This window comes from Sphingomonas melonis (assembly GCF_013409985.1).
In the GTDB taxonomy this organism is placed as follows: domain Bacteria; phylum Pseudomonadota; class Alphaproteobacteria; order Sphingomonadales; family Sphingomonadaceae; genus Sphingomonas; species Sphingomonas melonis_A.
Map to the genome: position 1 here is coordinate 137,016 of NZ_JACCBY010000005.1, position 16,605 is coordinate 153,620.

Here is a 16,605-nt window from a genome sequence, read left to right on the forward strand (position 1 = left end):
GCTTGCCCCGCCCCACCGACAAGCGGTAACCGCAGCGCACAGATTACCGGAGCCTGCCCCCATGAAGACCCGCGCCGCCGTCGCCTTCGAAGCCAAACAGCCGCTCGAGATCGTCGAACTCGACCTCGAAGGCCCCAAGCCGGGCGAGGTGCTGGTCGAGATCATGGCGACCGGCATCTGCCACACCGACGCCTATACGCTCGACGGCCTCGACAGCGAGGGGCTGTTCCCCAGCGTGCTCGGCCATGAGGGCGCCGGCATCGTGCGCGAGGTCGGCGCGGGCGTGACCAGCGTGAGTGTCGGCGACCACGTCATCCCGCTCTACACGCCCGAATGCCGCCAGTGTAAGTCGTGCCTCAGCCAAAAGACCAACCTGTGCACCGCGATCCGCGCGACGCAGGGCAAGGGGCTGATGCCCGACGGCACGACGCGGTTCAGCTACAAGGGCCAGCCGATCTTCCACTACATGGGCTGTTCGACCTTCTCAAACTTCACCGTGCTGCCCGAGATCGCGGTCGCCAAGATCCGCCCCGATGCGCCGTTCGACACCAGCTGCTACGTCGGCTGCGGCGTCACCACCGGCGTCGGCGCGGTCGTCCACACCGCCAAGGTGCAGCCGGGCGACACCGTCGTCGTCTTCGGCCTCGGCGGCATCGGCCTCAACGTGATCCAGGGCGCCAAGCTCGCCGGCGCCAAGATGATCGTCGGCGTCGACATCAACCCGGATCGCGAGGACTGGGGCCGCCGCTTCGGCATGACCCATTTCGCCAATCCGAAGCAGGTCGGCGACATCGTCGCGCATATCGTGCAGCTGACCGACGGTGGTGCCGACTATAGTTTCGACGCAACCGGCAACACCGACGTGATGCGCCAGGCGCTCGAGTGCTGCCATCGCGGCTGGGGCACGTCGATCGTCATCGGCGTCGCCGAGGCGGGCAAGGAGATCAGCACCCGCCCGTTCCAGCTGGTCACCGGGCGCAACTGGCGCGGCACCGCGTTCGGCGGCGCGCGCGGGCGGACCGATACGCCCAAGATCGTCGACTGGTACATGGACGGGATGATCCAGATCGACCCGATGATCACGCACCGCCTCAGCCTCGACGAGATCAACAAGGGCTTCGACCTGATGCATGCCGGCGAAAGCATCCGCAGCGTCGTGATCTACTGACGCGCCCGTTCGCCGCTACAAGGACAGACCAGATGTTTTCCCACGTCATGCTCGGCACCGACGATATGGCCGCCTCCAGGGCCTTCTACGACGCGGCACTCGGCGCGCTCGGCGTGCCCGCGGGGGTCAGCGACCCGAAGGGCCGCACCGCCTATACCCATGCGGGCGGCCGGCTGCTGCTCAGCAAGCCGATCAACGGCGAACCCGCCTGTCACGCCAATGGCGGGACGGTCGGCTTCGCCGCCGGCTCGGCGGAGGCGGTCGAGGCTTGGCATGCCGCCGGCCTCGCCAATGGCGGCACCGCGATCGAGGACGCACCCGGCCCGCGGGAATCGCCGTTCGGCAAACTCTACCTCGCCTATCTGCGCGATCCCGCCGGCAACAAGGTCTGCGCCGTCCATCGCATGGCGGCCTGAACGATGACGTTCGAGACCGTCTCCACCGCCAGGGCCTTCGGTGGCACGCAGGGCGTGTATCGCCACGAATCGACCGCGACGGGCACGCCGATGACCTTCTCGGTCTACGTGCCGCCGCATGACGAGGGGCAGAAGCTGCCGGTCGTCTGGTATCTCTCCGGCCTGACGTGCACGCACGCCAACGTCACCGACAAGGGCGAATTCCGCCGCGCCTGCGCCGAGCTCGGGCTGATCTTCGTCGCGCCAGACACCTCGCCGCGCGGCGCTGGCGTAGCGGACGATGCTGGCTACGATTTCGGCCAGGGCGCGGGCTTCTACGTCGACGCGACGCAGATCCCCTGGGCGCCGCACTTCCGCATGTGGTCCTACGTCACCGAGGAACTGCCGGCGCTGATCGCCGCGCATTTCCCCGTCGACATGGATCGCCAGTCGATCATGGGCCATTCGATGGGCGGCCATGGCGCGCTGACCATCGGCCTGACGCTCGCGGATCGCTTCAAGGCGGTGTCCGCCTTCGCCCCGATCGTCGCGCCGAGCCAGGTGCCCTGGGGCGAGAAGGCGCTGGGCGGCTATCTCGGCGACGATCGCACGACATGGCGCCGGCACGACGCGGTCGCGTTGATCGAGGACGGCGCGCGCGTCCCCGCGCTGCTCGTCGATCAGGGCGATGCCGACCAGTTCCTCGCCGAGCAGCTCAAGCCGCAGTTGCTGGCGGATGCATGCGAAGCAGCAGGCATCGACCTGACGCTGCGGATGCAGCCGGGTTACGACCACAGCTATTACTTCATCTCGACCTTCATGGCCGACCATCTCGCGTGGCACGCCGAGCGGTTGACGTAAGACAGCAAAGCAACCCGTCCTCACCCTTCCCACCCGGCTGCGCCGGGCGGGCCCCTTCCCTCTCCCGCCGGGAGAGGGAGAGAGGGCGAAGCCGGCGATGGGTGAGGACGATGGTCGGCGTGGAAAGGTTATCCCTTCAGCATCTTCTCCGCACTCGTCTTCACGAACTCGGCGATCGGGCCGGACATCATCGCCAGCATCATCGGCACCTTCACCGTGCCGCTGACCTTGTCCTCGCCCACCGCCATGTCGACGGCGGCCTTCTGCCCCATCGCGACGATCGCCAGCGCCAGCGCATCCGGCCCGGTCCATTCCGCGTCGACCGTGCCGCCGCCGGGGATATGCTGCGCCAGCTTCGGCAGCCCCGCCTCGATCCGCCGCTGCGCTTCCTCGCGGCCGAGGCTGTGGGGAATGTCGAACGGGATCGCGGCCATCATCGTCTCCGGGAATAATCTGCCGCGCGCCCTGCCCGTCCGGCCGGTGCAGCGTCAACCGATCAGCGATGGTGACGAACCCGCCCCACCCCGCTAAGGCGCGGGCATGACCGAGATCACGCCCCAGATCGTCGCCGACCACGGCCTGTCCACGGAAGAATATAAGCGCGTCCTGCACGCGCTGGGCCGCGAGCCCAATCTCGTCGAGCTCGGCATCTTCTCGGTGATGTGGTCCGAGCATTGCAGCTACAAGTCGAGCCGCATCCACCTCAAGAAGCTCCCCACCGAAGGCCCGCAGGTGATCTGCGGCCCCGGCGAGAATGCCGGCGTGATCGACATCGGCGACGGCCAGGCCGCCATCTTCAAGATGGAGAGCCACAACCACCCCTCGTATATCGAGCCGTATCAGGGCGCCGCGACCGGCGTCGGCGGCATCCTGCGCGACGTCTTCACGATGGGCGCGCGACCGGTCGCCAATATGAACGCGCTGCGCTTCGGCTCGCCGACGCACCCCAAGATGCGCCACCTCATCGCCGGCGTCGTCCACGGCATCGGCGGCTACGGCAATTGCGTCGGTGTCCCGACGGTGGGCGGCGAGGTCAATTTCCATCCCGCTTATGACGGCAACATCCTCGTCAATGCGATGACCGTTGGCGTCGCCGATCAGGACAAGATCTTCTATTCGGCCGCCAGTGGCATCGGCAATCCGATCGTCTATGTCGGCAGCAAGACCGGCCGCGACGGCATCCATGGCGCGACGATGGCCTCGGCGGATTTCGGCGAGGACGCCGACGCCAAGCGCCCGACCGTGCAGGTCGGCGATCCCTTCACCGAGAAGCTGCTGATCGAGGCGTGCCTCGAACTGATGGCGACCGACGTGATCGTTGCGATCCAGGACATGGGCGCCGCCGGCCTCACCTCCTCCAGCGTCGAGATGGCGTCGAAGGGCGGCGTCGGCATCGAGCTGGTGATGGACGACGTCCCCCAGCGCGAAACCGGCATGACGCCCTATGAAATGATGCTCTCCGAATCGCAGGAGCGCATGCTGATGGTCCTCAAGCCCGGCCGCGAGGCCGAGGCCGAGGCGATCTTCCGCAAATGGGAGCTCGACTTCGCGGTCATCGGCCGCGTCACCGACACCGGCCGCATGGTGCTGACGTGGCAGGGCGAGACCGTCTGCGACATTCCCTTGGGTCCGCTCGCCGACGAGGCGCCGCTGTACGACCGTCCGCACGTCCCGACGCCCAAGCCCGCGCCGCTGACCAACGTGCCGGAAAGCAAGGACATCGCCGCCGACCTGCTGACGCTGATGGGTTCGCCCGACGTTGCCAGCCGCCGCTGGATCTGGGAGCAATACGACCATATGGTCGGCGCCGACACGGTGCAGGCGCCCGGCGGCGATTCCGCGGTCGTCCGCGTCCACGGCACCGACAAGGCGCTGGCGATCACCACCGATTGCACCCCGCGCTACTGCTTCGCCGACCCCGTCGAAGGCGGCAAGCAGGCGGTCGCCGAGGCATGGCGCAACCTGACCGCGGTCGGCGCGACCCCGCTCGCCATCACCAACTGCCTCAACTTCGCCAATCCGCAGCGGCCCGAGATCATGGGCCAGATCGTCGGCTGCCTCGACGGCATGGCGCAGGCGTGCCGCGCGCTCGACTTCCCCATCGTGTCGGGCAACGTGTCGCTCTACAACGAATCGAAGGCGACCGGCGGCGGCAGTGCGATCCTGCCGACCCCGGCGATCGGCGGCGTCGGCCTGCTCAAGGACTGGACCAAGAACGCGACCATCGCCTTCAAGGGCACCGGCGACATCATCCTGACCGTCGGCAAGCGCGGCGGCCATCTCGGCCAGTCGCTCTACCTGCGCGAATGCCACGGCCGCGAGGAAGGCCCGCCCCCGCCGGTCGATCTGGCCGCCGAGCGCAAGACCGGCGACCTGATCCGCACCGCAATTCGCGACGGGCAGCTCTCCGCCGTCCATGACGTGTCCGACGGCGGGATCGCGGTGACGCTCGCCGAGATGGCGCTCGCCGGCAACATCGGCGCGATGATCGATCGCAAGCAGCCGTTCGACTGCGCGCGCGCCTTCTTCGCCGAGGATCAGGGCGTCTATGTCGTCACCGTCCACGACCATGCGCTGCTCGACTTCCTCGGTGCCGCGCATGCCGCCGGCGTCGAGGCCGAGCCGCTGGGCCGCACCGGCGGCAAGCGCCTGATCTTCGAACGCCCCGACCGCGACGACGTCGTCACGCTCGACGACCTGCGCAGCGCACACGAGGGCTTCTTCCCGAAGCTGATGGGCACCGATTCGGCGCTGGCCTGACTGAAATTCCTCCCCGCAAGGGGGAGGTGGCGCGCCCGAAGGGCGTGACGGAGGGGGAGGACAGGACGGGAGCTGGATAATCGAGCGCCCACCCTGTCCTCCCTCCCCGTTGGCGGAGAAGAATTTCGACGGTTGCGACGAACCGTGCGTCAGCGACTGCGAATTAGTCGCAAATCCACTTGCGAACGTCTCGCAGTATCCGCATACAGGCGGGGAACCGAGGAGCGACCATGGTTGTCTGCGTTTGCAATGCCATACGAGAATCCCAAGTGCGTGCCGCCGCGCGCAACGGCTGCCAGACGGCCTGCCAGGCGTATCAGTCGCTCGGCTGCCGCGCGAAATGCGGCCAGTGCGTCGTGGTAGCGCGAGCCATTATCGACACCGAACGCGCTGCTGCCTGACGTTCGCACGACAAAAAACGGCAGAATTCTGCGGTTTTTTACTTGCCGCCATGGCTGTCCGCCGCCTAGATCGTCCCCATCCGGACTATCAAAGGTGGAGTCATGACGATGAAGGGCGACCCGCGGGTCATCGAGTATCTGAACGAGGCGCTCAAGAACGAGCTGACCGCGATCAACCAATATTGGCTCCACTACCGGATGCTCGACCATTGGGGCGTCTACAAGCTCGCCCAGTACGAGCGGATGGAATCGATCGACGAGATGAAGCACGCCGACTGGCTGTCGGAGCGCATCCTCTTCCTCGACGGCCTGCCCAATTTCCAGTTGCTCGGCCGGCTGCGCATCGGCGAGACGGTGGAGGAGATCCTCCGCTCCGACCTCGCGATGGAGCAGGAAGCCGTCGTCCAGCTCAAGGGCGCGATCGCCTATTGCGAGGAAGCCAAGGACTTCGTCAGCCGCGACCTGTTCACCCGCATCCTCGCCAGCGAGGAAGAGCATGTCGATACGCTCGAGCGCCAGTTCGAGATGATTGAGCGCATGGGCATCCACAATTACGTGCAGCTCAACTCGATCAGCGAGCATGATTCGCCCAAGGCCGGCGCCGCGCCGCACCTCAACGGCTGATCGCCCCAACGACAAACGGCCCCGCGTGATCGCGGGGCCGTCCTGTGGTCAAACGATCCGGCTCAGCGGCACTTGACCTTGCCGCGATCGACCGACCGGCCGAGCAAGGCACCACCACCGGCACCGAGCAGCGTGCCGAGCGTGCCGCCGCCGACGAGGTTGCCGAGCACGCCGCCGCCGACCGCGCCGACCACCAGACCCGTCGTGCCGTCGTTGCGCTTGCAATAGGCACGGCCGTCACGACCACGGTAGATGCGATCGTTGCGGCCGAGACGACGCTCGCGATAGCGGCCGTCGCGATAGGCCTGCGACGGCTCCCAATCGCGGTTGTTGTCACCCTGCCAGCGATAATCGCCGCGGCGGTCCTGATAGCGGTCGCCGCGCTGATCCTGATAGCGGTCGCCGCGCTGGGCGGAGACCGGATCGATCGCGATCGGCGACACCATTGCCACGGTCGCCAAGATGGCTAGAAATCCGGTCTTCATCGCTGCTCTCCTATGGGGATAGCCGAGATAACCGGATGCGCTGCTAATGGTTGCACCAGGCCCTTGATCTAACTCAATTCCGCCTCCCGTCACTGGTCTTCACCAGCCACGGTTTGACCAGCCCGGTCGGGTGCGGCGTGCCCGTCAGCCGCCGCGCCGCGGTCAGTTGCACCGGCTTCAGCAGCAACTGCCCGCCCATCCCGCCCCCGGTCGGCATCGCCAGGATACGCTTCACCACCGCCATGCCGGACACGACATGGCCGAAGGCGGCATAGCCGGGGTAACTGCCCTTGGCGTCCATGCTCGGCATCGCGCCGACGGTGATGAAGAAATTGCCGCCCGCCGACCCGGCTTCGGCGCGACGCGCCATCGAGATCGTACCATCGACGTGCCGCAGCCCGGTCATCGCCGTCGTCTCCAGCGGGAACGACGGCAGGATGCGGCGTGCATCGGTGCGGATGCCGCCCTGGATGAAGCCGAGCCCCGGCTTGCTGCGGTTGCGCGCCGAGCGATAGAAACTCATCCCGTCGAACCGGCCATCATCGACATAGCCCATGAAATTGGCGACGGTCCGCGGCGCCCGTCGCGCCTCCAGCGCCAGCACGATCGGTCCGTAAGGCGTGTCGAGCCGCACCCGCACCACCGCCGGCTCGCGGGGGGCGGCAGCGGGTGTGGCGGTCGACATCGCGGCGGTAGCGAGCAGGATCAGGGAGAGGCGCATCGTCACCCGCTATGCCGAACGCCCGCGACGCACAACCATCTGCGACAGGACCATTCCAATACCGATTGTGCTTAACGAACGCCTGATTGCAGCTTTTGCAATTGCACAAAGCCATGCTGCGATGCACAAAGACCGTGCCTTTCAGGCATCCTCTCCTAAAAACTTTCGGCCGGTCTTCTGACCGGCCTTTTTTTTGGCCGCGATTTGGCGTATTCAATCCTTGCCCAGAACGCGCCGTCAACGAAATATACGGAGCGGAGCCAGCCGGTGAACAACCGGCACCGGCACGTTCGGGCCGCGGGGGATCGAGTCGACCGGCGTTCGATTCTCCCCCGTGGTTTTCGTCCTCGACGTCTGGGCCGTGCCGACGGTGCGCCGTTAGCCCGACTGGCTGAGCGTCATCTATTGGTGACGGGGCTACCCCTACTGCCCTGTCGACCTCGGTTAGGCGGAAATCAGCGCACGGACGCAGCGTTTCGCTCGGTATTCTAGCGGTTTTCACCGGCCCACATGCCATTGCATCTACAATACCCTCGTGACGGCATGCGCAATACGTCGTGCAGCACGTCAGCGCCTATGTGGGAAGAAGTAGGTCAATGAGTTTTTTGATAAGCGGCGCTCCGATTGACGTTTGCAGGCAAGTCTCGATTTCGATTGACCACCGCACCCATTTTGACTGGTCTGATCAACAAACCTCGACCTTGATCGAAGCACCGGCACGCCTCGAAAGCGGGTCGTTCCAGATCGATTTCATTGGGGCATTCTCGTATTTCAACGGCGGCAATACCGAATTTCTATATACGGCGAGCGTCGGCCGGTATTGCTCGATCGCGACCAACGTCCTCACGGGCCCGCCCGAACACCCAACAACCTTTCTCTCCACCCATCCGATCTTCCAGCATAAGGTGTCGACAACGCATCTTGAATCGCAGTTTCGTATGCGGAACGCGCCGATGCTTACGAAAAGTAAAGCCGTCGCGACGGACCTGTATGACGCGCGCTTCGGCAGGATCGTCGTCGGCAATGATGTGTGGATCGGCGAAGGCGTGTTCATTCGGCGCGGCGTGACCGTAGGCGATGGTGCCATCATCGGGTCACGCGCCGTCGTTGTTAAGGATGTCCCTCCCTTCGCCATCGTCGGGGGCACCCCGGCGGAGATTATCCGCTATCGCTTCGAACAACCGATCATTGAGCGCCTGCTCGAAATCGGCTGGTGGAAATATAATTTTCGGATTTTTGACGATGTCGACTTCACCAATATCGAACAGGCACTTGAAATGATGACCGCCAATCTGGACAGCGGAAAGGTCGACCTCAATCGTCCGCCTATGGTCCAGATCGACCGCAGCGGACATGCCATCCTGTGCCGATACGACAGCGATCTCGGCCAGATTGTAGCAGGCATCGCCGCATGAGCACGACCTTCCACCGCATCTGGTTCGGGGATAAAGCGGTCCCCGTTGAGTATGAGCACTATTGGCAGGCGTGGCAACGTCAGTTCCCGGAATGCCGGTTCGTCACGTGGAGAGACGACGACATAGACCGCCTGACACTGAGCCGGAACCGCCTACGGGAATTCCGTAGCCATGCGGCGCGCGCCGACCTCGCCCGTTATGAAATCCTGCACGCGGAGGGCGGCATCTATCTCGATTGCGACATCAAGCCGCATATGCCTTTCGCGGTCGATGAGATGACGAGCCGCCTCACCGTCTGCAACGAGACCGACGCCACCGATTATTGTTCGATCGGCTTCATCGCCACGCCGCCGGGGCATCCGCTCTTTCTGGAGCTGGTCCAACATATCCTGCGCAACCCGATCGACGAAAGCCGCCCCAACGTCTCCACCGGTCCGTGGCTGTTCGGCGCGGCGCTGCAACGGCACCCGCATGCGCGCTTACCAACCGCCACCTTCTACCCCTATCTCTACGACGAGCCATTCGCGGCGATCCGGATGCGCGACCTCGCGCAGACCTTCGGGATACACATCTGGGGCGGGTCGTGGCTTACACCCGCGGCGAAGCAGGACACCGCGTGGAAACTGCTTGGCAAAGGCGAAATCACGCAAACTGCAGCGATCGTCGCCAGCCTCGACGGACCTTGGGCGCAGGATGCCGCTACGATGATCGATACGATCCGCGACATCCGACAAAAGACGCTGCAGGTCGCCCCCACCCTGTTCCCTAATCTGGCGATCAGGCCCAGCGATCGGCCCGCGTTTGAATTTGGCAAGGTGGTCGACTGGCTATTGGCGCAGAACGCGGATCGCATGGTGTGGCAGATCGGTGCCGCCGACGACGCCCTCGTCGATCCACTACGTCCGGCACTGATCAACTATGACCCGCCGGCCGTTCTTCTCGAGCCCAATCCTCATCTTTTTGCGATGCTGAAAAAGGCTTACGCGCGCAACGGCAACAGCCGGCTGCTTGCGGCCGCTTATGGCCAAGGCGCGGGAGAATCGACCTTGGACGCGATCACCCCGGCAGGTGCCGCCGCTCCCGGCCTGCCCGATCGGGTCGGCCTATCGTCTGTCCACGATGACCAAAACGCAGTTGGTGGAAGGACGATCGACACAGCGACACCCGAGCAAATCCGACATTGCCTCGATCCCATTCCTGTGCCGATCATCGATCATACCACGATGCTCGCCGAGGCGGCCGGCCGAAGCCCTGACATACTCGTTGTCGATGCAAAGGGAATGGAACGGCAGATCATCGACGACATTCTGCTGCATCAGGCGTCGCCACAGGTGATCCACTTCAAGATTCGATCCCTCGATCCGGCTGATCAGCAGGCGCTTCTGTCCTTGCTGGCGGATCGTTATACGGTGATCACATTCGACAACGACATGACGGCCTATCGCCATGACGTTATCCTTGAATATGCGCGTGCGCTCTATGTCGATCACGGCTTGCCCACGATATTTGCGGAAGCCGTCGCCCGTATAAACGGCATCACTTGAAGCCGCGCCGGATATAGCGATGGTAACGCCCAAGAACGGCAAAGCGCCCCTCCACTCGGGGGCGCCTGGATAACCTGCCGCGTCACACCTTCCGCCCGAATCCCCCCGGCGCCGGTCGCCGGGGGACCAGCGGGTTGGCCTCGCGTTCCAGCAACGCCAGCGTCTCGAAGAACAGCGGCCGCAATTGCACCACCTGTTCCAGCGCCTCCTCGCACGTGTCCTGCCGCTCGACGCAGCCGCGCGCGAGTTCCTCCACCGACTCGGCCAGAGTCGCCAGCGGCTCGGCGCCGAACTGGCGGGCCTCGCCCTTCAGCGTGTGCGCGGGGATGACCATGGCGGCGGCGCTGCCGCTGCGCATCGCCTGTTCGATCGCCACCACGGATTTGACGCCGTCCTCACGGAAATAGCCGAGGATGCGCACGAAGCCGGTGCCGAGCTCGGTGCGCGCCTGCGCGAACACCGCCCAATCCACCAACGTGCTGCCTACGAACGACACTGCCTTCTCCCCTCGGCCGTGGGGTGATCCCACATCGGTTCGCCGGCGATCCTACACCCAAGCGGTAAACACGACGTTGCCGAGTGTTGCAGGTTATTCCTTGTTGTCGAAGGGATTCTTCGGCGCGCGGAAAGTCATCCGGACCGGAACGGCCCCGAATCCCAGTTCTTTGCGCATCGAATTGACAAGATACCGCTCGTAGCTCGCTGGCAGCTGGTCGACGCGCGTGCCAAACACCACGAAGCTCGGCGGCCGCGTCTTGACCTGTGTGACGTAGCGCATCTTGATCCGCTTGCCGCCCGGCGCGGGTGGCGGATTCGCCTCGATCGCGCGTTCGAACCAGCGGTTCATCTCGCCGGTGCCGACGCGCTTCGACCAGGCCTCGCGCGTGTCGAACGCCGCCTGCATCAGCTGGTCGATGCCCTTGCCGGTCGCCGCCGACACCGTCATCACCGTGACGCCCTTGACCTGGCTGAGGCCGTCCTCGAGCGCGCGCTTGACGCCGTTGAACAGCGACGAGGCATTCTCCGCCACGTCCCATTTGTTGAGCGCGATGACCAGCGCCCGCCCCTCTTCGAGCACCTTGTCGGCGATGCGCAGGTCCTGCGCCTCCAGCCCCAGCGTCGCGTCGAGCAACAGCACCACGACCTCGGCGAAATCGACCGCGTGCAGCGCATCGGCGACCGACATCTTCTCCAGCTTGTCCTGCACCTTGGCGCGCTTGCGCATGCCGGCGGTGTCGATCAGCCGCACCGGGCGCGGCTCGCCCTTGGGATCGTGCCACAGCCAGTCGACCGCGATCGAATCGCGCGTGATCCCCGCCTCGGGGCCGGTGATCATCCGGTCCTCGCCGAGCATGCGGTTGATCAGCGTCGACTTGCCCGCGTTCGGGCGGCCGACGATGGCGAGCTTGAGCGGCGCATCGGGCCGGTCGTCCTCATCCTCCTCGGACATTTCGGCGAGCGCCTTTTCGATATGCGGCAGCAGCGCCTCGAACAGGTCGCCCATCCCCTCGCCGTGCTCGGCGGAGAGTTGGACGGGATCGCCGAACCCCAGCGCCAGTGATTCGAGAATGCCCTGCTCGCCCGCCTTGCCCTCCGCCTTGTTGGCGGCGAGGATCACCGGCGTGGTCGAGGAGCGCAGCCAGCGGCCGATCTCCTCGTCGAGCGGCACGATGCCGGCGCGCGCGTCGAACAGGAACAGCGCGACATCGGCCTGGCCGATCGCCGCCTCGGTCTGCATCCGCATCCGGCCGGGCAGCGTCTGCGCGTCGTGATCCTCGTAACCCGCGGTGTCGATGACGCGGAAGTCGAGGCCGATCAGATGCGCGTCGCCCTCGCGCCGGTCGCGGGTGACGCCGGGGCGATCGTCGACGAGGGCGAGTTTCTTGCCGACCAGACGGTTGAACAGCGTCGACTTGCCGACGTTGGGACGGCCGACGATCGCGACGGTGGGAATACGGGACATGCCCGCGCTCTTAGAAGAGGTGGCGGGAAAATACCAATCCTCCCCGGCGCGGCCACCTCACTCCTCCCCCGCAAGGGGGAGGGGGACCGCTCGGCCGCTAGCCGAGTGGTGGAGGGGGAGGAAAGGGCGGGAGGCAGGCGCCCGAGCTTCCGCCCTTTTCTCCCCCTCCGTCAGCGCTTTGCGCTGCCACCTCCCCCTGGCGGGGGAGGACTTTGGGTCACCGGTACGCGGTGATCTTGCCCGACTGGCCCAGCGTGTACAGCGTCGACTTCACCACGATCGGCGGCAGCGCGAAGCTGTCCTTCGCCTCGATCGTCGTCGCGATGCTGCCGTCGGTCGGCGAGGCGAACACCACCTGCCCCAGCGAATTGGTCAGCACCAGCCGGTTGCCCGCCAGCACCGGCCCGAACCAGGTGACCTGCGGCCCCTTGTTCTTCTTGGCGTTCTTGAACCGCTGCAATTGCGCGATCCAGCGCGCCTTGCCGTTCGAGCGCGCCAGGCAGACCAGCCGCGCATCGTCGGTGACGACGAACAGCCATTCGCCCGCGATCCACGGCGTCGAGATGCCGGCGAAATTCTGCTCCCACAGCCGCTGGCCGGTGGCGAGGTCGAGGCTGACCATGCGGCCGCCCTGCCCGACCGCGAAGACCCGGCCGCTGTCGATCACCGGCGCCGCGTCGATATCCGACAGGCTCGACACCGAGGTGGTGATCGAGGTGCGCGACAGCGCGTCGCCCCACAGCACGCGGCCGTTCTCGTAGCGATAGGCGTTGAGCTCGCCGCTCGAGAAGCCGGCGACCACCGTACCCTGGCTGGCCGAGGGTGCGGCGACGCCGAACACGCCCTGCGTCTCCAGCGTGCCCGACTGCGCCCACTGGACCTTGCCGTCGCTCTGATCGAGCGCGAAGATCTGATTGTCCTGGCTCAGCACATAGACCGAGCCGTTGGCGACGGTCGGCGCGCCGCGCAGCGGCCCGCCCGGCTTGGCGCGCCAGATTTCCTTGCCATCCGCGGCGTTGAACGCGACGACGTCGCCGACGCCGTCCGTGGCGAAGACGCGGCCCTCGTCATAGCTCGCGCCGCCGCCGAAGCGCGCCGGCCGGTTCTCGTCACCGCTGCTGACCGAGGCGCTCCACAGCTTCGCTCCCGTGTCGGCGGCAAAGGCGTGGAGCTGCGCGGTCACGTCGACCACGAACAATTTGTTATCGGCGACGACCGGCGACGCGCCGAGCCGCTGGCGGTTCGAACCGCCGGCGACCGACGCCTGCCAGGCGCGCGACGGCGCCTCGGCCAGCGCGAGCTGGCCCATCGATTTGGCCGCATTGCCGCCCGGCTGCGTCCAGGCGTCGTTCGCCTCGGCCGCCGGCAGCGTCACCTGGATGTCGGCGATCGTGCTGTCCGCCTCGATCGCATTTTCCGAGGCGAGGATCGGCACGCGCTCGCCGACCGTCGGGGTCTTCTTGGGGCCGCCCTTGAAGATGCCGCAGGCGGACAGCGCCATCAGCGCCGCCACCGCCACCGAGGCCCGATATCTGGTCGTCATTGCGCAGGTGCTTCCTTCGATTGTGCCGCGGCCGCGCTGGCGGGGGAGACGATGCGCACGTTCGCGCCGGCGGCGGCGCCCGCGGTGTCGACACCCATCGTGCCGGCCATCTGAACCGCGCGTTGACGGATCGAGTCGGGGACGGCGTCATTCTGTGCGAGCTGCCCGAACAGGCGGCCGGCGAGGTCCTTGCGACCGCTGTCGAGATAGGCGATCGCGAGCAATTCGCCCGCGCTGCCGAAATAGGCGCTGCCCGGCACCGCCAGCGACCGCAGCCGCTCGATGACGACCTGCGGCTTCAGCGTATCGAACTCGGCGGTGGTCTGGCGGATCAGCGCGAGGTCGCGGAACGGCTGCGCGATGCTCTGGTCAGCGGCGATCTTGGCGAAGAGCGCGGCGGCGGCCTTGTCCTGCTTCTTGCCGAGCAGGATATCCGCCTGCGTCATCAGCGCCAGCGCGCGATAGCCTTCGCGGTTCGAACCCGCGATCGGGGCGAGCATCGTATTGGCCTTGTCGGTCTGGCCGGCGCCGAGCGCGTCATAAGCCGCCTGCAATTGCTCGCCCTCGACACCCGCCGCCTCGGTCTGGCGATGCTGCCAGTAGAGAAAGCCGGCGAAGGCCGCGAGCGCCAGTACGATCGCCGCGATCGTCCAGCGGCCGTAGCGTTCCCAATAGGTCGTCAGCTGATCGCGGCGCAGCTCGTCATCGACTTCGCGCAGGAACGCTTCGTTGTTTTGCGGCGTAAGGGCCAAGGAGGGCTCCGGAACAGACAGAGGAATTCGCGCGCACTCTTAGCGGCGGCGTCCGTGAAACGAAAGCACGGGAAATGTGGCGCGTTGAGGGCGGCTCCGCCGACCCCCGTCCGCGCCGGCCGCAGCGCTATCGCACAAGGCTGTGGTGATGCGGCTCGATCGGTTTGCTTGACGCATCGGCCATCCGATCCCCGCATCGGGACATTTGCCGGGGCGGATATCTGTCCTACGCCGGATAGATCTGCTCCGGCCCCGGAAAGCTTCGCGACCGCACCTCGCCGGCATAGGCTTCGGCCGCGGCGGAGATCCGGCCCGCCATGTCGTCGTATCGCTTCACGAAGCGCGCGGTGCGTTCGAACAGGCCGAGCATGTCCTCCGCCACCAGCACCTGCCCGTCGCATTGCGCCGAGGCGCCGATGCCGATCGTCGGACAGGCGATCTCCTGCGTGATGCGGATCGCGATCGGCTCCATCACGCCCTCGATCACCACCGCGAACGCGCCGGCATCGGCAATGGCGGTGGCATCGGCGACGATCTTCGCCGCCTCCGCCTCGCTGCGCCCGCGCGCGCCATAGCCGCCGAGCACGTTGACCGCCTGCGGCGTCAGGCCGACATGGCCCATCACCGGAATGCCGCGCTCGCTGAGGAAGCGCACCGTCGGCGCCATCGCCTCGCCGCCTTCCAGCTTCACCGCCGCCGCGCCGGTCTCCTTGAGCAGGAATGCGGCGCTCTCGAACGCCTGCTGCGGCGAGGCCTCGTAGCTGCCGAACGGCATGTCGATGACCACCACCGCATGATAGCTGCCGCGGACCACCGCCGCGCCATGCGCCGCCATCATCTGCAACGTCACCGGCACGGTCGACGGCAGGCCGTAGATCACCTGCCCCAGGCTGTCGCCGACCAGCAGCATGTCGCAATGCGGATCGAGCAGCTGCGCGTTGCGCACCGTATAGGCGGTGAGCATCACCAGGGGTTCGCCGCCGCCCTCCCGGCTCGACTTGCGCTGGCGGATCGCCGGGACGGTCAGCCGCTTGCGCGGTGCCGGAGTGGGATTGGCGCGGCTGGTCGCGGTGTCGATGGTGTAGGTCGTGGACATGCGCAGCCTCTACCGCGCGGTGGAGGCGCGATCCAGAGCCATGCCGAGCGGCGTCACAGCCGGCTGATCGCCGCCGCGCCCCCTCCCCCGCCATGGAGAGAGCGGACCGCACGCTACCCCAACGCCGTCTCCCACTCCGCCGGCTTGAACCCGACGAGCAGCGTTTCCCCTGCCTCGACGACCGGCCGCTTGATCATCGACGGCTGCGCGCACATCAGCGCCACCGCACGTTCAGCATCCAGCCCGGCCTTGTCTGCGTCCGGCAGCTTGCGGAACGTCGTCCCCGCCCGGTTGAGCACCACCTCCCAGCCGAGCCGCGCGACCCAGCCCTCCAGCAGCGCCCGGTCGACACCCTGCGTCTTGTAATCATGAAAATCGTAGGCGATCCCCGCCGCGTCGAGCCACGCGCGCGCCTTCTTCACCGTGTCGCAATTGCGGATGCCATAGAGTGTCAACGTCATGCCGCGCCCCTTACCATGCCGCGAACAAGACGCCACGCACACGCTCACGCGCGCAATCGTCCTCCGGCGAATGCGTGGCCCCGGCGACGGCGCAACCAAGGTCGGCACGCACCATCCGCGTCCCGCATCCATGGATCCCGGCCTCCGCCGGGATGACGACGGATGGGGCCATCCCTCATCACAAGCGTCATCCCCGCGCAGGCGGGGATCCATAACCGCAGACCTAACGGCTCCATCCCGACACCGGCGCGCCCGAATCCCCGCCTGCGCGGGGATGACGAAGAGCGGCAAAATGCGCGCATGACCCACCGCACCGCCTCAGGATCATCGGGTCGAGCCGCGCCATCCCCGTCGTCATCCCCCTCGTCATCCCGGCGAACGCCGGGACCCATGGACACGACGCAATCAGGGTTGGC

Annotated in this window: 17 protein-coding genes; 8 read left to right on the forward strand and 9 right to left on the reverse strand. The window is 66.4% G+C overall.

Annotated features, from left to right (window positions below):
- Positions 1-61: 61 nt before the first annotated feature.
- Genes HD841_RS15955 through fghA form a run of 3 tightly spaced genes read left to right on the forward strand, consistent with a single transcriptional unit; the run spans position 62 to position 2,424 of the window.
- Positions 62-1,168, forward strand: a complete 1,107-nt coding sequence (locus HD841_RS15955; protein WP_179509883.1) for an S-(hydroxymethyl)glutathione dehydrogenase/class III alcohol dehydrogenase — start codon at positions 62-64, stop codon at positions 1,166-1,168.
- Between the two features lie 32 nt (positions 1,169-1,200).
- On the forward strand, positions 1,201-1,584 hold the full coding sequence (locus tag HD841_RS15960; RefSeq protein ID WP_179509884.1) for a VOC family protein: 384 nt from the start codon (positions 1,201-1,203) through the stop codon (positions 1,582-1,584).
- A 3-nt stretch (positions 1,585-1,587) separates the two neighbouring features.
- Positions 1,588-2,424, forward strand: a complete 837-nt coding sequence (fghA, locus tag HD841_RS15965; protein WP_179509885.1) for an S-formylglutathione hydrolase — start codon at positions 1,588-1,590, stop codon at positions 2,422-2,424.
- A 128-nt stretch (positions 2,425-2,552) separates the two neighbouring features.
- Here fghA and HD841_RS15970 read toward each other — a convergent pair whose 3' ends face one another.
- Positions 2,553-2,858: a polyhydroxyalkanoic acid system family protein gene (locus HD841_RS15970; RefSeq protein WP_179509886.1), complete on the reverse strand. Its 306-nt coding sequence runs from the start codon at positions 2,856-2,858 to the stop codon at positions 2,553-2,555.
- Positions 2,859-2,964: 106 nt separating this feature from the next.
- Here HD841_RS15970 and purL point away from each other — a divergent pair, with 106 nt between their 5' ends.
- The 3 genes from purL to bfr all read left to right on the forward strand — a co-directional run bounded on the left by purL (position 2,965) and on the right by bfr (position 6,209).
- Complete coding sequence (gene purL / locus HD841_RS15975) at positions 2,965-5,184, forward strand: phosphoribosylformylglycinamidine synthase subunit PurL (protein WP_179509887.1); 2,220 nt, start codon at positions 2,965-2,967, stop codon at positions 5,182-5,184.
- 230 nt (positions 5,185-5,414) lie between these two features.
- A complete protein-coding gene (locus tag HD841_RS20805) occupies positions 5,415-5,585 on the forward strand; it encodes a (2Fe-2S)-binding protein (RefSeq protein ID WP_257015657.1) in 171 nt (56 codons plus the stop codon).
- Between the two features lie 108 nt (positions 5,586-5,693).
- Positions 5,694-6,209 (forward strand): bacterioferritin, encoded by a 516-nt coding sequence (bfr, locus tag HD841_RS15980; protein ID WP_179509988.1) that lies wholly within the window; start codon positions 5,694-5,696, stop codon positions 6,207-6,209.
- A 62-nt stretch (positions 6,210-6,271) separates the two neighbouring features.
- Here the strand turns inward: bfr and HD841_RS15985 are convergent, their stop codons facing one another.
- Complete coding sequence (locus tag HD841_RS15985) at positions 6,272-6,694, reverse strand: glycine zipper 2TM domain-containing protein (RefSeq protein ID WP_179509888.1); 423 nt, start codon at positions 6,692-6,694, stop codon at positions 6,272-6,274.
- A 73-nt stretch (positions 6,695-6,767) separates the two neighbouring features.
- The gene (locus HD841_RS15990; protein ID WP_179509889.1) at positions 6,768-7,415 is read right to left on the reverse strand and encodes a peptidylprolyl isomerase; all 648 of its coding nucleotides are present in this window, start codon (positions 7,413-7,415) and stop codon (positions 6,768-6,770) included.
- Between the two features lie 596 nt (positions 7,416-8,011).
- Here HD841_RS15990 and HD841_RS15995 point away from each other — a divergent pair.
- Entirely contained in the window at positions 8,012-8,830 is an 819-nt protein-coding gene (locus HD841_RS15995) for a CatB-related O-acetyltransferase (protein ID WP_179509890.1), read from the forward strand.
- Complete coding sequence (locus HD841_RS16000) at positions 8,827-10,374, forward strand: glycosyltransferase family 32 protein (protein WP_179509891.1); 1,548 nt, start codon at positions 8,827-8,829, stop codon at positions 10,372-10,374. The genes HD841_RS15995 and HD841_RS16000 overlap by 4 nt, the downstream gene beginning before the upstream one ends.
- Before the next feature lie 82 nt (positions 10,375-10,456).
- Here HD841_RS16000 and HD841_RS16005 read toward each other — a convergent pair whose 3' ends face one another.
- The 6 genes from HD841_RS16005 to HD841_RS16030 form a co-directional block, all read right to left on the reverse strand.
- A complete protein-coding gene (locus HD841_RS16005; protein ID WP_179509892.1) occupies positions 10,457-10,870 on the reverse strand; it encodes an Hpt domain-containing protein in 414 nt (137 codons plus the stop codon).
- A 93-nt stretch (positions 10,871-10,963) separates the two neighbouring features.
- Complete coding sequence (gene der / locus HD841_RS16010) at positions 10,964-12,337, reverse strand: ribosome biogenesis GTPase Der (protein WP_179509893.1); 1,374 nt, start codon at positions 12,335-12,337, stop codon at positions 10,964-10,966.
- 217 nt (positions 12,338-12,554) lie between these two features.
- Positions 12,555-13,880 (reverse strand): outer membrane protein assembly factor BamB family protein, encoded by a 1,326-nt coding sequence (locus tag HD841_RS16015; protein ID WP_179509894.1) that lies wholly within the window; start codon positions 13,878-13,880, stop codon positions 12,555-12,557.
- Positions 13,877-14,632 (reverse strand): tetratricopeptide repeat protein, encoded by a 756-nt coding sequence (locus HD841_RS16020; RefSeq protein WP_179509895.1) that lies wholly within the window; start codon positions 14,630-14,632, stop codon positions 13,877-13,879. Before HD841_RS16020 ends, HD841_RS16015 begins: the two co-directional genes overlap by 4 nt.
- Before the next feature lie 226 nt (positions 14,633-14,858).
- Positions 14,859-15,728, reverse strand: coding sequence for a 3-methyl-2-oxobutanoate hydroxymethyltransferase (gene panB, locus HD841_RS16025; RefSeq protein WP_179509896.1), 870 nt, complete (start codon positions 15,726-15,728; stop codon positions 14,859-14,861).
- Between the two features lie 113 nt (positions 15,729-15,841).
- Positions 15,842-16,189, reverse strand: coding sequence for an ArsC family reductase (locus HD841_RS16030; protein ID WP_179509897.1), 348 nt, complete (start codon positions 16,187-16,189; stop codon positions 15,842-15,844).
- Between the last annotated feature and the right edge of the window lie 416 nt (positions 16,190-16,605).

Bases quoted from the DNA above. Each gene is read 5' to 3' on its own strand.
- HD841_RS16030 (WP_179509897.1), bottom strand. From the start codon at position 16,189: ATGACGTTGACACTCTATGGCATCCGCAATTGCGACACGGTGAAGAAG.
- bfr (WP_179509988.1), top strand. From the start codon at position 5,694: ATGAAGGGCGACCCGCGGGTCATCGAGTATCTGAACGAGGCGCTCAAG.
- HD841_RS15970 (WP_179509886.1), bottom strand. From the start codon at position 2,858: ATGGCCGCGATCCCGTTCGACATTCCCCACAGCCTCGGCCGCGAGGAA.
- HD841_RS16000 (WP_179509891.1), top strand. From the start codon at position 8,827: ATGAGCACGACCTTCCACCGCATCTGGTTCGGGGATAAAGCGGTCCCC.
- HD841_RS15960 (WP_179509884.1), top strand. From the start codon at position 1,201: ATGTTTTCCCACGTCATGCTCGGCACCGACGATATGGCCGCCTCCAGG.
- HD841_RS15995 (WP_179509890.1), top strand. From the start codon at position 8,012: ATGAGTTTTTTGATAAGCGGCGCTCCGATTGACGTTTGCAGGCAAGTC.
- HD841_RS15985 (WP_179509888.1), bottom strand. From the start codon at position 6,694: ATGAAGACCGGATTTCTAGCCATCTTGGCGACCGTGGCAATGGTGTCG.
- purL (WP_179509887.1), top strand. From the start codon at position 2,965: ATGACCGAGATCACGCCCCAGATCGTCGCCGACCACGGCCTGTCCACG.
- HD841_RS15955 (WP_179509883.1), top strand. From the start codon at position 62: ATGAAGACCCGCGCCGCCGTCGCCTTCGAAGCCAAACAGCCGCTCGAG.
- panB (WP_179509896.1), bottom strand. From the start codon at position 15,728: ATGTCCACGACCTACACCATCGACACCGCGACCAGCCGCGCCAATCCC.
- der (WP_179509893.1), bottom strand. From the start codon at position 12,337: ATGTCCCGTATTCCCACCGTCGCGATCGTCGGCCGTCCCAACGTCGGC.
- fghA (WP_179509885.1), top strand. From the start codon at position 1,588: ATGACGTTCGAGACCGTCTCCACCGCCAGGGCCTTCGGTGGCACGCAG.
- HD841_RS16015 (WP_179509894.1), bottom strand. From the start codon at position 13,880: ATGACGACCAGATATCGGGCCTCGGTGGCGGTGGCGGCGCTGATGGCG.
- HD841_RS15990 (WP_179509889.1), bottom strand. From the start codon at position 7,415: ATGCGCCTCTCCCTGATCCTGCTCGCTACCGCCGCGATGTCGACCGCC.
- HD841_RS20805 (WP_257015657.1), top strand. From the start codon at position 5,415: ATGGTTGTCTGCGTTTGCAATGCCATACGAGAATCCCAAGTGCGTGCC.